Genomic DNA, 13,421 nt, shown 5'->3' with positions numbered 1-13,421 from the left:
ATTCACACTGGCTCAATCCCGCGAAACGCGGAACGCTTGGCTTCCTCGGTGGCCCGATAGTTGGCCATGGCGGTTTCAATGCCTTTTTCAGCTTTTTCGAGGGACTCGCTGAACTGCGCCAGTTGAGTCAGGAAACCTTGATCATCGATCGCCACCTGCTGCACATATGGTGAAATCACCTGCGCGGCATGACTGCCACCCAAAGGCAATCTCTGGGCGATGTCCAGGAGTCCCATTTGCTGGCGGTCCACCCATCGCTTCATTCCCCGAATGGCGTTGAGCAGCGCCTGGCCGCCAGTCTCGTTGACTTCGAAGCCGCCGCTGGCTGCCGCACCGGCGAACGCGTCCATGCTGGCGCCGATGCTGCCGATGCCCTTGCCGATGTCGCCCCAATCGACCGATCGCTGGCCGCCACCGCCGCCTTCGTCCACGTACATGCCGTCGTTCCCCTCGTCCGGCCTCCCCGGGCCACGGTATCAAGGGGTGACGTGGCCCGTCTCGACTGTGACGGAACTGGGGCGGGAACGGTTCCCACGACCAGGCGAATCACCTGGATTGACGATCAGCCCAGTGTGAAGACGAGCGAAACGACCTGGTTGCGCCCCATTGTGGACGGCACAGGCGCGATGCTCGGCCCCAGGTGGAGCGGTAGTCCTCCTAGCCCTGAGTATTCATGGCGATCTTGATTCGGGCGCCGTGTCGGAACAGGGAAAAGTGCTCCTGAGCTGGGAAGATGAGGTTGCTAATGCCTGTTCTTACCCATGAAGCTCTGGAGCACTTTCGACGTGGATGTTACTGGGTGGTCGCGGGATCTGGCGGTAGAAGTCGGTGGGCGTGGCGTGGTCAGTCATGCCGGGACCGCGGCGGTGCGGTTGCTGGCCGACCGCACCGGGTTGACGGAAGGCTTGTCGCGGGCGATGGCGCGGCGTGGGTTCATGCCGGTGCATGACCGTGGCCGGGTGTTCGCCGACACCGCGGTGTTGATCGCTGACGGCGGGCGGGTCCTGTCGGATCTGGCTGTCCTGCGCGATCAGGCCGAACTGTTCGGGCCGGTCGCCTCAGATCCGACGTTGTGGCGCACGTTGGACGCGGTCGGTCAGGTGCAGCGCAACAAGATCGCCCGTGTGCGTGCCCGGATCCGCGAGCATGTGTGGTCGTTGATCGAGCGACGGCACGGCCGGATTCCGCCGTCGCGGGTGGCCGACCGTGATCTGGGCACGACCGTGGTGGTCCGGTTGGATGGTTCGCTGGTGATCGCGCACTCGGACAAACAACTCGCCGCGGGAACCTACAAGGGCAGCTTCGGTCATCATCCGCTGCTGGCCATGTGTGACAACACCGGCGAATCGCTGGCCCTGTTGCTGCGCACAGGAAGCGCCGGATCCAACACGACAGCTGATCACCTCGAGGTCCTCGACGCCGCGATCGCCCAGATCCCGGCGAAACATCGAAGGAACCTTCTAGTCACCGTGGACGGCGCGGGCGCCTCCCACGGTCTCATCAAGTACATCACCGCGCTGAACGCCAAGCCAGGCAGGCAGGCGCACTACAGCGTCGGCTGGGAACTCGGTGCGCGGGAACGAGCCGCGATCGGCCGTGTCCCCGCGAAGGCATGGCAGGCAGTGCTCGATCACCACGGCGATCCTCGGCCGCTGGACAAAGCCGGCGTGGTGGAACTGACCGCGCTACTACGTCACCACCCCGACGGGGACCAACTGGAGAACTGGCCGGCCGATCTGCGGATCATCTGTCGTCGTGAGAAACCCCACCCCGGCGCACAGTTGTCCCTGTTCGAAGAAGCCGACGGCTGGCGCTACCAACTGGTGGCCACCAACACCCCGGGCAGCGGTTCGGGCGCCACCGTCCAGTTCCTGGAAGCCCGTCACCGCCCGCACGCCCGAGTCGAGGACCACGTCCGCTGCGGCAAGCAAACCGGCCTCGGTCACCTGCCCTCCACCAAGATCGAGATCAACCGGGCCTGGTGTCTGGCCGCCACCATCGCCATCGACCTGCTCGCCTGGCTGCGCCTGCTCTGCCTTGAGGGCACCCTCGCCAAAGCCGAACCCAAAACCCTGCGCTACCGGCTACTGCACACCGCCGCCCGCATCGTCCGCGGCCAACGCAAACGCAAGATCAAAATCCCGGAAACCTGGCCCTGGGCCGACCCTCTCGCCGCCTGCCTCCGGGCAGCGCTGGCCCTGCCACCACCAACTCGATGACCCCTGTCCCTGCCCCTCGACCTGAAAGGCCCGCCCCCCAACCCGGCGCCCAGCCAACACCGGCGGCCGGGCTCGAACCCTGACCATCACCACACAGCAACCAACTCAAGATCAACATCCGAACCGGCACAGGCGGACACGTCACCCACGTGAATGATCAAGGCTAGACACTTGTGCCCTCGTGGGGTAGGAGGCTGGTGCATCCGTGAGCAAGGTTGATATGGACGAGGCCGATGTCGGCCGCGACTTGATGACGACCGGTTTGAAATCCCACCATTTCTTTTACCGGGTTCATGCGTCGGTTGTCGATACTGTTGCCCAGCCGTGGCCCGTGATACAGGATGTTGCATCCCGGTTCTGTTCTGATGTTCCGGTGGCATGGCATTCAGTTTCCACCTGGCAGCTTCGGCTCGATCAAGCGAACCACCTGCAAGGCGATTTCACAAGACTTGGCGTCGCCTTCTCGGTTGTGGGCAGCGACTGAGTCAACGCGAGAGGTATCTGAAATGGCAATGGTGATCGCGCATGAATTGATCCCGCCGAATGACTGCACCGCATCGTGTCGGCCGACCTTCGGCGTTGGCTTGATTTCACCCCGGTTCGCCACGACGTCCTTGATGCCCCGAGCGCCAAACGTGTTCACTCGGAGGTTGAACTCCCCGGATGCCACGAACTCACAGCTTCGAGTTGTGTCCAACACGGTGTCCCGTGGCTGCCCCTCCGCGACGCCCACTTGCGCCCGCTCAGACGCTGACAACAGCGAACACGGATCTATGCCCTCTAGTAAGTTGCTACCAGTATCGGGTCGAGATGTCGTGGTGGTGCCCGACTTGGACTCGCCAGGAACTGTCGGCCGCGCCGCGGGTGTGTTCAGAGAGGCGGTGGGTGTTCCTGCCGTCTCCGCGTTGCACGCGACGACGCCCATAACAAGTGCCGCAACTGCGGAAACCGCGGCGGCACGCCGACGTGTTCGAAGAGCGTTCACTCGTTGATGCACTTCCTCAAGATAATTGGCCGCGTCTCGAGATATCACAAAGCGCCTTTGCCTGATCAGCTCGGCGGCAACTTCGGCTCGACCATGTGAGCGACTTGCGTTGCGATCTGACACGCCCGTTGAGTGTCATTTCCTGAAGCGACGTAGACATCGGATCGCGAAGCCGCCGTTACTTCCAGTGCTATCGCGCAACCCGTCCCGTACGAATACTCGACCGCCTTATGCTTGCCGACGTTCGGGATCGACTTTATCGGCCCCGTCGACTGCACATCCTTGATGCCGAGTGTGTCAAACACATTCACTTGCACGGTATATTCACCTTTGTCCAGCGAGCTATAAGCACATCCTCGATCAGTGCTCAGACCTTTTTCCAGCCGTCCGGGACCCACTGCGAGCGTCGTTGTTTCCGCTGAGGTGAGAAGAGTGCATGGATCAACATCCCGCATCGGGCTGTCAGCTGGCTGCGGGTCGGCTGAAGTAGTCTGATTGCCCAAGCCACCACCGCTACCGGGGATCTTCGGGCGGCTGGTGCCGGATGGCGCATCAGCCGGTAGAGGCAAACCGTTCGTGACGGTCGAACATGCGGTAACACTCCACAGCAGTGCAAATACTGTCGCGGTTACCAGCACCGATGTCTTCACAGCTGTGCACCATTCCAGTCAGGTTCCGCCTGACAACTTGGCCTCCATGAGGTCGCTTCCTCAGTGGCGAGCACCGGCGCAGCCGTGCCACCTGCTACAGCCAACCGGTCGCCACAGCGAGAAATCTCCCCTTCACGCAGGGGAACGTACCAAGGCGTGGTCGCACCGGCTGGGAAGTCAGGAAGGTCGCACGATTGGGTGATTACTCGACGTCGCCGCGCAACCGGTATTCGCAGCCGTACTCGACCGCGTAGTGCAGGTCGTAATGGTGCACGATCTTCGGCCCGCCGTGCAGGTGCACGTGCGTGACCGTTTCCTTCAGGGTCGCGGGCAGTTTCGCCAACGTGTCCACGCGGCCGTCGAGCGGACCGCCGACGTAGCGCACGACGTAGTCCTGCGACATCGGCTCTCCCTCCACCAAGTGCACTCGTTCCATCGTACTAAGGACGATGATGTACGCATGGATCCCGCGAAGGCACTTCGTCTGATCGGCTTCTACCTCGAACGCAATGGGGAGCCCACCTACAAGGTGCAGGCCTTCCGTAAGGCGGCCGCTGTCGTCGCCGAGTTGCCCGCTGAGGAAGTCCAAACGCGGGCCAAGCGTGGCACGCTCACCCAACTGCCGGGCATCGGCAAGTCCACCGCTGGGGTCATCGCCGATGCTGTCGCCGGCCGTGAGCCTGATTATCTCAGCAAGCTCATTGCTGAGGCGACTTTGCCGGTCAATGGCGGGCAGGAGTTGCGGGCCGCTCTCAAGGGCGACTGTCACGTCCATTCCGATTGGTCTGACGGGGGCAGCACTATCCGGGAGATGGCTGAGGTGGCCATCGAGCTCGGCCACGAGTGGATGGCTCTCACCGACCACTCCCCGCGACTCACTGTCGCCAACGGACTTTCCGCGGAACGTCTGCGCCAACAGCTGGATGTCGTCGCCGAGTTGAACGAGGACCTCAAGCCGTTTCGCATCCTCACCGGTATCGAGGTCGACATCTTGCTTGATAGCAACCTCGACCAGGAGGAGGAACTGCTGGCACGCCTCGACATCGTCGTCGCGAGTGTTCATTCCGAGCTACGCATGCCATCCGCGCAGATGACCAAACGGATGATCAAGGCCGTCAGCAATCCGCACACCACCATTCTCGGTCACTGCACTGGGCGGATGCGCACCGCCAAACGGAATCGGCCAGAGTCGACATTCGATGCCAAGGCTGTCTTCGAGGCTTGCCTGGAGAACAATGTCGCCGTCGAGGTCAACTCGCGGCCTGAACGGCTTGATCCGCCGTTGCGGCTGCTGAAATTGGCTGTCGAGATCGGTTGTGAGTTCGCCATCGACACCGACGCGCACGCGCCCGGTCAGCTTGATTGGCTGATACAGGGGTGCGAACGGGCTGAGAAGTGTGGTGTTCCCGTTGAGCGAGTCATCAACGCACGCTCCAATCCGGTTGGTTAATACGGCAATCGGCCGTACCGGCGGTGAATGTCGCACCGCTAGTGTCGGGTGCCGCTGAAGACCGACTGGAGGATTCCTGTGATGACGGCCCAGCCTGGATTGGTTTTCGGGGTCGATCCCGCACACTACGACCAGCATCGTCCGGCCGTACCAGAACTCGCCGTCGAATGGTTGTTGCCTGCCGACAGCGCTGTCGTTGTCGATGTTGGCGCGGGCACTGGACATCTGACGCGGATATTGCTCGAGCGCGCCGCGAAGGTGATCGCGGTCGACCCGGACGAGCAGATGTGCGGGTGGTTGCGAGCACGGTTTCCCGATGCCACCGTGCACCTTGGCAGCTCCGAGCATTTGCCGGTTTCCACCGCGAGCGCCGACGCCGTGTTGACGAGCAACGCGTGGCATTGGTTCGATCCGGCCAAAGCGGGCGCGGAAGCGGCACGCTGTCTCAAACCCGGCGGGGTTCTTGGCGTTTCCTGGCATGATCGCGGCCCGAGCGACATGTGGCTCGACGAAGTGCAGGACGTCATCTTCTCCGCGCACAACCCATCGCGGCCGCTGAACAAGATGAAGTTGCCGGAGGATTTGCCGTTCGGCCCGGTCGAGAAACATGTCATCGGCTACGAACGGGAGATGACACCGCAGGAGATCTGCGCGATGCACAGCACTTACAGCGCGATCATCTCCCTTGCCGACGATGAGCGAGAGGCCTTGCTGGACAAGCTTTACGGCCATTTCGCTGACCGTGCCGCGGATCGGGGCACGCCGACGCTCGGCGTTCCTTTCGTTGCCACGCTTTACCGCACGTACCGCCTTGCTTGACCGGAATGCCGGGGAGCACGCCCATCTCCCCGGCTCCCGTGGCTACTTCCCGTCGATCACCATCGTGTTCATGTCGATCCGCTGATCCGCTCTGAGCTCGCCGGTTTCCACCATCAGGTCGACGACCCGCTGGAACCGGGTGGCGTCCGTACTCGACGGGAAGGTCGGCAACGTCATCAGCGACGCCACATTCGGTGGCACGCCAACGTATTTCGTCACCGCTTCCTCGACGACCTTACGCTGCTGGGCGTCCGCGACGGCCTTGGCCATGGCGCGCTGAAATGCCGCGACGGTCTTCGGATTCGCCTCGACGAACTTCTTCGACGCGATCCAGCCCGACGTCGGGAAGTTCGCCGTCGACCCGCTGAACGGCGACAACAGCTTGCTGACGCCTTCGTTCTGCAACGTCTGGGTCAGGAACGGCTCGTTCATGATCGCCGCCTGCACGTTGTCGTTCTTCAACGCGTTCGGCATGTCCGCGAACGGCATCGAGATGTACTGCTCCTTGGTGATGTCGACGCCGTTGATCTTCAGCTGGGTCCGCAGGGCGAGCTCCCCGATCCCGCCCTGCGAGCTGACCGCGATCTTCTTGCCGATCAGGTCCTTGACCTGCTTGATCGGGCCGTCTTTCTTGACGACCAGCAGGAAAAGGTTCTCCGATGTCGTGATCGCGTCCGTGACCACCTTCAGCTCGGCCACTTTCTTGGCCACCGGCATGATGGCTGGCGGGTAACTGCTCAGTCCGATGTCGATCGTGCCACCGATGACATTGTCGATGTTCACCGATCCTTTCCCGCCCATACTCAGCTCGACGTTCAGGCCTTCCGACTTGAAATGCCCGTTGTCGATGGCCAGGTGAATCGGGGCGGCGTCGATGATCTTGAGTTCGGCCACCTTGATCGTGGTTTTCTCCAGTCCACCAGCCGGATCCTCCGGTGACGGGGCGGATTCACCGAGCGCACTGCAGCCCGCTGTTGCCGCGACAAAGGCCATTACCAGGCCGGTCACGGCAAGTCGTTTCCGACGCATGTGAAGTTGTCCTCTCAATGATTCTCATCAGCGCGGCACGGCATCGTTCAAGTAGCGCCGAAGAGTAGCGGCACACGATTGCATTGAAAGCCGCCAAATGCAGTACGCCAATTTCTCGCACACACGATATACAGTGTGACGGTATATGAAATTTCTTATTGTTTGCCGCGTCAATCATTGCCATTGATTCATTGATTGCCGTCTCGCCGATCGGGTCTCGAGTTGCCGACCGGGCAACCAGCGCGCACCCTCGGCGGCATGCATGAGTTGGCGAAGTGCGACGTCTGCGGCAACGAGTACTGGATGGCGTTCGAAGTCCGGACCGTGACCGGCGACGTCTACACGTTCGACAGTTTCGAGTGCGCGATCCAGAAACTGGCACCACGCTGCGAGCACTGCGAATGCCGGATTCTTGGCCACGGCGTCGAGGTGGAAGGCCGGTTCTTCTGCTGTGCGCACTGTGCGCGCCAGGGCTCGAGCGGCCTCGGCACGCAAATCAGGGACACCGTCGGCGCCCTGCCTGGATAAAGTCAGTCCGTGTCCGGGCGGGCCCGCGACGGCTGTACGCGCTTCGGCTCGCCCGGCATTTTCGGATAATCCGGCGGGTAGGGCATCTCGCCGCGTGAATCGCTGGCGTACAGCTCGAGCAACGACTCGATCCCGAAGACCTCGGAGTCGATGTCCGCGTGCGCGTCTCCGCGCGACGCAAGCAAATCCGGCACGGTGAAGATGTCGAAGTCGTCGGGATCCACATCGGACAGTTGATCCCACGTCAGGGGCATCGACACGGTCGCCCGCGGCGTGCCACGCACCGACCAGGCCGAAGCGATCGTCCGGTCCCTGGCCGCCTGGTTGAAGTCAAGGAACACGCGCTCGCCGCGTTCCTCCTTCCACCACGCAGTCGTTGCCAGCGAAGGAATCCGACGCTCCACTTCACGAGCCAAGCCGATCACGGCATGCCGCACGTCGATGAAGTCCCACGAAGGCCGGATCCGCACCAGCACATGGATCCCGCGCCCGCCGGAAGTCTTCGGATACCCAGTCAACCCGTTGTCCGCCAACACTTCCCGCAGTACGCCCGCGACCTTCACCGCGTCGGAGAAATCCGTGCCCGGCTGCGGGTCCAAGTCCACGCGCAGCTCGTCCGGATGGTCAACGTCGGGACGGCGCACCGGCCACGGGTGGAAATCGAACGTCCCAAGGTTCGACGCCCACGGAATTACGGCGATCTCGGTGGGACACACCTCGTCGGCTGGCCGCCCGGACGGGAATTTGATCGTCGCGGTGGAAACCCAGTCAGGCGCGCCCTTGGGCACGCGCTTCTGGTAGAACGCCTCCCCAGTCACGCCGTCGACGTAGCGTTTCAGGGTCGTTGGCCTGTCGCGCAACACTTTCAGCAACGGCTCGGCCACCGAGATGTAGTACTCGACCACCTGCCGCTTGGTGATCCCGCGTTCCGGGAAATAGACCTTGTCCGGATTGGACACGCGCACGGCCCGCTCGCCGACTGTCAGCTCGATCGCCTTCGACGCCATGCGGCAACCCTAGGCGGTAATCCGCTCGCATGCGCCCGGTAGTTTTAAAGGACCTATCCGCGAGATGAGGACTACCGGTGAAGATGGACAACAGCCCCGCAAGGGGCACTCGTGACCTGCTGCCCGCGACTGTCGCCGTGCGCGATCATGTCCTGGCCCGGATCACCGAGGTCTACCACCGGTACGGCTACCAGCGCATCGAGACGCCCGCGCTGGAGGACATCGCCAGGCTGACCGGTGGCCAGGGCGGCGAGAACGAGAAGCTGATCTTCAAGATCCTCCGCCGTGGCCTGACCGAGTTCCCGGACAGCCTCGACCAGCTGGCCGATCTCGGGCTGCGGTTCGACCTCACGGTCCCGCTGACGCGCTTCTACGGCAACAACCACGCCGCCCTGCCGGTCCCGTTCCGGTCCTTCCAGTTCGGCCCGGTGTGGCGCGCTGAGCGGCCGCAGAAGGACCGCTACCGCCAGTTCAACCAGTGCGACATCGACCTGATCGGCGAGGAGTCCGTGCTCGCCGAGGCTGAGCTGATCGAGGCGACGACCGAGGCGTTGGAGGCGGCTGGCCTGCCTGGAACCACGGTCCGGCTGTCCGACCGCAGGTTCCTGTCCGCGCTGGCCGAAGGCGCTGGCGTGGCCCCCGAGGCGCAGGGCTCGTTCTTCATCATCTTGGACAAGCTCGACAAGATCGGCTGGGAGGGCGTGCGCAAGGAGCTCACCGAGCGCGCGGGCTTCAGCGAGTCCCAGGCTGACGGCGTGCAGGCGTCGATCACCGCCCTGCAGGGCCTCGATCCGGCCAAGCTGGCGGACCAGTTGACCGATGCCGTGCCGAACCTGCCCGAGGACGTCGCCAGCGACCTCGTGGCGACCACGACCGCGCTGGCCGAACTGGCCAAGACCCGTGAGCTCGGCTGGGAGTTCGACCCGACCCTTGTCAGGGGGATGGGTTACTACACCGGGCAGATCTTCGAGGTCAGCCACCCGGGCACGAGCGCGTCGGTTGCCGGTGGCGGCCGGTACGACAAGCTGATCGGCCGTTCGCTCGGCAAGGACGTTCCTGCTTGTGGGTTCTCTATCGGTTTCGAGCGGATCGTGAACCTGCTCGACAACGCTCCGCGTACGGACGCGATCGCTGTGTTGCACGAGGCAGACGTCTCCCCATCCGAGGTCCTGGCCGTCGCACGGCAGCTGCGGGCCGAAGGACGCCAGGTCACGACGATCAAGCGGCGCGGCAAGTTCGGGGCACAACTGGGCAGGTTGGCCGAGTGGGGATACACCTCATTCGTCCACGTGCGGTCCGGCGAGGTGGCGGATGAGCGCGCTTTGGGGATCCGGGAATCAAGCTGACCGGCTACGGTGTTGTCATGGGTGTGAACGCGTCCCCTGATGAGCCCGCGTCACAGCGGTTTCGCGAGGACCTTGAAGGCCTAGACCCGCACGACCCTGAGGTGAAGGCATTCGCTGCCCACCTCGACCGGATCGAGACCAGCCGATCGGGGTACACCGTCGAGGGTTATCTCGGCGGGATCTCGGACTTCGCGGACTCGGCGAACCGCCTCGGTGGCCACTACCGGATGCTTGCCTTGCTCTTCATCGGGTTGATCCTGATCGGAGTCGGCGTCGCGGTGTGGGACTCGTTGGTGTTCATCCTGTCCAGCTTCGGAGGCTAGCGAAAGTGTCCATGGAGCCCGTTACCGGTGTCACTCCGCGCGTGGTCAAGTCCGACCAGGAGTGGCGGCAGCAACTGACCGCCGAGGAGTACCAGGTACTCCGTCAGGCGGGCACCGAGCGCGCCTTTACCGGTGAATACACCGACACGAAGACGGTCGGTGTGTACGCGTGCCGGGCGTGCGGCGCGGAACTGTTCCGCAGTTCGACGAAATTCGATTCGCATTGCGGATGGCCGTCGTTCTTCTCGCCGCTCGCCGGTGACAGTGTTATTCTCCGCGAGGACCGCGCGCTGGGTATGGTCCGGGTCGAGGTGCTGTGTGCGACGTGCCACAGCCACCTTGGCCACGTGTTCGAGGGCGAGGGCTACCCGACCCCCACTGACCAGCGCTACTGCATCAACAGCATCTCGTTGACGCTGCGGCCGGACGACGCTGGTCAAGAACAATCCTAAGTTACCCCCAACACAACCCTAAATCTTAATCAAGGTGTCTTGCCGGGTGCCCCCTGGCGGAAGAAAGTGGTGTCTCCACTTGATTTCCGGCTCTCGCAGGAGAGAGGGGGAAGATCATGGAAGACACTTGGGGAATGCCCGGGCCGACGTTCATCGGCATTTATCTGCTCGGGTTTTCGGCTACTTTGCTGTTCGCGTTCGCAGTTCGCATTTTCACTCGTACGGGTGCGGCCTCCACAACCGCGCCCATTCAGGCACTGTCGGCGCAGGAGCTGGCATGCCTGACCGGGGGTCCGCGGCGTGTGGTTGAGGCCGCGGTCGCGCAGCTGGTCGACACCGGCCAGCTGCGCGCGTCCCGCGATGGTTATCTGCAGGTCAGCCAGAATGGTCAGCACGTCCGCATTAGGGGCGGCGAAAATCCTGTCGAACGCACGATCGTCGCGGACGTGGCCAGGCATGGCAGCAGGTCCATTTCCATCCTCACGCGCAGGCTCGCGGAGTCCGACGCGGTACGTGAAGTAGTCGCTCGTTTGGTGAGCGCGGGTTATCTGGTGGACGACGAACTGGCCAAGCGCCGCAAGGTGATCAGCTTGGTTCCGGCGGTCGTCGTGTTCTCGGCCGGTGTCGTCAGGTGGCTTGAGGGGGTCGCTGACGACAGGCCTGTCGGTTGGTTGACGGTGTTGCTGATCGGCAGTGCGCTGATCGGTTTCGCCATGTACCGCCAGGCGATCTGCCCGAGGACGTTCGAGGGGGCGAATGCGGTCGGGCGTGCCTCGGTGACCGCACCTGCCGAGCTTGTCGCGGCCGGTGGGTTCACCGAGCACCCCGACCAGGTGATCAGGGAGTCCTTGCTTGGCCGGAGGGGTTCGGTTTCAGGGGAGAACACAGAAGGTAGCTGCAAGGGGTAACAGGGGGAGGTAGGCAGGCCCGGGGACACGTGTCCCCGGGCCTGCCTGTACACACATAGAGGGGAGAGGGTCATGACGAACCCTTGGGGCCTTTCGGGTCCGGAATTCCTGGGGCTGTACATCTGCGGCCTTGTGGTCGCGTGCGTCGCGACTCTGGTGCTGCGCAAGCGGATCCGGTCGGGGTCCGCCCGGCGGTCACCCGAGCCGCTGACGGTCGACGAGACCGCGTTCATCGCGGGCGGCTGGGTCCGGGTGGTTGAGTCGGCGCTGGCGAACCTGGTGGCGCACAACGTGATCCGCGTGCAGCGCGAGGGTCTGCTGTATCCGGTCAGCGACGCAAGGGCCAAGCCGGAGTCGACGCTGGAAGAGCGGCTGGCCAACCGAGTCACCAAGCGGCAGGGGCGGCCACTGCCTTACCACCTGTCGTCCATGTCCAACCTGCCGGAGTACGACGCCATCCGCCGGTCGCTCGCGGCCAAAGGCCTGTACTACTACGGCAGCAACCGCCGCCAGGCGCTTGTCGCGGCGCTGCCGTTGGTCGTGCTGTTGGTGATCGGCATCGCCCGGTGGATCAACGGCGTCAACCTCGGCTTCCCGGTTGGTTACCTGACCGGTTTGCTGATCCTGACCGTGATCGTGACGCTGTTCGCGATGCGGGAGATCAAGGAAGGCCTGACCAGCGGGGGCAAGCGGGCTCTTGATGGCATTAACCGAGGCGTCGACGCCGCCGCGGCCGTTGCCAAAGATGGAATGCAGGCGTACCCGGACGTGACGATCTCCCGGCTCCTCCAGGAGGCAAGGAGGCGACCGTCCCGTAGCCGTGGTTCGACGTACGCGGGCAGCAGCTTCGTCTTCTTCGGTGGCGGCGCCAGCACCTGCAGCAGCGGCGGCGGAAGCAGTTGCTCCAGCGGTGGTAGCAGCTGCGGCGGTGGCGGTGGATGCGGTGGCGGAGGCTCCTGAGTGACAGAGTTCTTACTGCACCTTGGTGTGCTGGTGATCGCGGCCGGTGCGACCGTGGCGCTACGAGTGCGACAGAGGTTGGTCGACGTCCCGTTGGCCGACCTCGCCCCCTCCGCTGTGGACGTCGCCTTCCTCCGGGCTGGTTGGGAACGGCTGGTCGAGACGACCATCGCGGTCCTGATGCGGCGCAAGGAGGTCCGGATCGGCCGGGCGGGCGTGCTCAGCCTGGCCAACCACCGGAAGCTCAAGCCGCGCACGGAACTGGAACGTGTGATCCTCACCAGGATCGAGGCGGGCACCACGGTGAAGACCCTGAAGTCCACGCTGTCGGATCACGCCCTGATCGCACAGGCGCGGATGTCATTGGTGGACCGGCGGTTGTTGCTCAGCCTGACGCCTGCCGACAGGCTCAAAGCGGCCTCGCCGTTGATCGTGGCGACAGTGGTCGGCGTGTTCCTGCTCAACGCCGCGTTGACGCTGCTCACGTTCGCCTTGCTCGTCATCGCATTGCTGCCGGTGCACTACTTGCCTTACGCGGCAAGGCGAACCACGGCAGGTGACTACATGATCGACAACGCCTCGGAGACGGACGCAGTGACGATGGTCGCGCTCGAAGGACTCGGCGCATACCCTGACCCGGTCCTGGCCAAAGCGTTGCGGAATAACACGAGAGTCGGAAACCCCGGCGAGATCGGATGCGCGTCGTCGCCAAGCGGCGGTGGCTGCGGTTCGGGAGGGAGCTGAG

General features: G+C 63.6%; 17 protein-coding genes. 11 read left to right on the top strand and 6 right to left on the bottom strand.

Features of this window, described 5'->3' with window-relative positions; genetic code table 11:
• Positions 1–2 precede the first annotated feature (2 nt).
• Positions 3–437: a hypothetical protein gene (locus LWC34_RS44015; protein WP_233731251.1), complete on the bottom strand. Its 435-nt coding sequence runs from the start codon at positions 435–437 to the stop codon at positions 3–5.
• A 324-nt stretch (positions 438–761) separates the two neighbouring features.
• Between LWC34_RS44015 and LWC34_RS44010 the strand changes: the two genes are divergently transcribed.
• Positions 762–2,219, top strand: a complete 1,458-nt coding sequence (locus LWC34_RS44010; RefSeq protein WP_233722402.1) for an IS1380 family transposase — start codon at positions 762–764, stop codon at positions 2,217–2,219.
• A 205-nt stretch (positions 2,220–2,424) separates the two neighbouring features.
• Positions 2,425–2,703 (top strand): hypothetical protein, encoded by a 279-nt coding sequence (locus LWC34_RS44005; protein WP_233731250.1) that lies wholly within the window; start codon positions 2,425–2,427, stop codon positions 2,701–2,703.
• Here the strand turns inward: LWC34_RS44005 and LWC34_RS59135 are convergent.
• From LWC34_RS59135 to LWC34_RS43995, 3 genes are all read right to left on the bottom strand, one after another.
• Positions 2,605–3,144, bottom strand: coding sequence for a DUF3558 domain-containing protein (locus LWC34_RS59135; protein ID WP_372496831.1), 540 nt, complete (start codon positions 3,142–3,144; stop codon positions 2,605–2,607). The two genes, LWC34_RS44005 and LWC34_RS59135, sit on opposite strands and share 99 nt — an antisense overlap.
• Positions 3,145–3,269: 125 nt before the next feature.
• Positions 3,270–3,854, bottom strand: a complete 585-nt coding sequence (locus LWC34_RS44000) for a DUF3558 family protein (protein WP_233731249.1) — start codon at positions 3,852–3,854, stop codon at positions 3,270–3,272.
• Positions 3,855–4,056: 202 nt separating this feature from the next.
• Complete coding sequence (locus LWC34_RS43995; RefSeq protein WP_308200228.1) at positions 4,057–4,281, bottom strand: DUF8847 domain-containing protein; 225 nt, start codon at positions 4,279–4,281, stop codon at positions 4,057–4,059.
• A gap of 33 nt (positions 4,282–4,314) precedes the next feature.
• Here LWC34_RS43995 and LWC34_RS43990 point away from each other — a divergent pair, with 33 nt between their 5' ends.
• Both LWC34_RS43990 and LWC34_RS43985 read left to right on the top strand, forming a co-directional pair.
• Entirely contained in the window at positions 4,315–5,304 is a 990-nt protein-coding gene (locus LWC34_RS43990; RefSeq protein WP_233731248.1) for a PHP domain-containing protein, read from the top strand.
• Positions 5,305–5,385: 81 nt separating this feature from the next.
• Positions 5,386–6,123: a class I SAM-dependent methyltransferase gene (locus LWC34_RS43985; RefSeq protein WP_233731247.1), complete on the top strand. Its 738-nt coding sequence runs from the start codon at positions 5,386–5,388 to the stop codon at positions 6,121–6,123.
• A gap of 42 nt (positions 6,124–6,165) precedes the next feature.
• Here the strand turns inward: LWC34_RS43985 and LWC34_RS43980 are convergent, their stop codons facing one another.
• Positions 6,166–7,152: an ABC transporter substrate-binding protein gene (locus LWC34_RS43980; RefSeq protein ID WP_233731246.1), complete on the bottom strand. Its 987-nt coding sequence runs from the start codon at positions 7,150–7,152 to the stop codon at positions 6,166–6,168.
• Between the two features lie 267 nt (positions 7,153–7,419).
• Between LWC34_RS43980 and LWC34_RS43975 the strand changes: the two genes are divergently transcribed.
• Positions 7,420–7,680, top strand: a complete 261-nt coding sequence (locus LWC34_RS43975) for a metallothionein (protein WP_233734040.1) — start codon at positions 7,420–7,422, stop codon at positions 7,678–7,680.
• Between the two features lie 2 nt (positions 7,681–7,682).
• On the opposite strand, the gene ligD is transcribed toward LWC34_RS43975, so the two are convergent.
• Entirely contained in the window at positions 7,683–8,687 is a 1,005-nt protein-coding gene (ligD, locus tag LWC34_RS43970; protein ID WP_233731245.1) for a non-homologous end-joining DNA ligase, read from the bottom strand.
• A gap of 83 nt (positions 8,688–8,770) precedes the next feature.
• Between ligD and hisS the strand changes: the two genes are divergently transcribed.
• From hisS to LWC34_RS43940, 6 genes are all read left to right on the top strand, one after another.
• Positions 8,771–10,033: a histidine--tRNA ligase gene (hisS, locus tag LWC34_RS43965; protein WP_233734039.1), complete on the top strand. Its 1,263-nt coding sequence runs from the start codon at positions 8,771–8,773 to the stop codon at positions 10,031–10,033.
• A gap of 17 nt (positions 10,034–10,050) precedes the next feature.
• Positions 10,051–10,356 (top strand): hypothetical protein, encoded by a 306-nt coding sequence (locus LWC34_RS43960; RefSeq protein ID WP_233731244.1) that lies wholly within the window; start codon positions 10,051–10,053, stop codon positions 10,354–10,356.
• 11 nt (positions 10,357–10,367) lie between these two features.
• Complete coding sequence (msrB, locus tag LWC34_RS43955) at positions 10,368–10,808, top strand: peptide-methionine (R)-S-oxide reductase MsrB (RefSeq protein WP_233734038.1); 441 nt, start codon at positions 10,368–10,370, stop codon at positions 10,806–10,808.
• A 209-nt stretch (positions 10,809–11,017) separates the two neighbouring features.
• On the top strand, positions 11,018–11,716 hold the full coding sequence (locus LWC34_RS43950) for a TIGR04222 domain-containing membrane protein (protein ID WP_372496829.1): 699 nt from the start codon (positions 11,018–11,020) through the stop codon (positions 11,714–11,716).
• Positions 11,717–11,788: 72 nt separating this feature from the next.
• Positions 11,789–12,676, top strand: coding sequence for a TIGR04222 domain-containing membrane protein (locus LWC34_RS43945; RefSeq protein WP_233731242.1), 888 nt, complete (start codon positions 11,789–11,791; stop codon positions 12,674–12,676).
• Positions 12,677–13,420 carry a DUF2207 domain-containing protein gene (locus LWC34_RS43940; RefSeq protein ID WP_233731241.1) on the top strand — a complete coding sequence of 248 codons (744 nt, stop codon included), beginning with the start codon at positions 12,677–12,679 and terminating at the stop codon, positions 13,418–13,420.
• Position 13,421: the final 1 nt, after the last annotated feature.

Source organism: Kibdelosporangium philippinense, assembly GCF_021390435.2.
GTDB classification, from domain to species: Bacteria; Actinomycetota; Actinomycetes; order Mycobacteriales; family Pseudonocardiaceae; genus Kibdelosporangium; species Kibdelosporangium philippinense.
The sequence above is the reverse complement of the archived record's forward strand: the minus strand, read 5'-3'. Positions and strand labels throughout refer to the sequence as shown.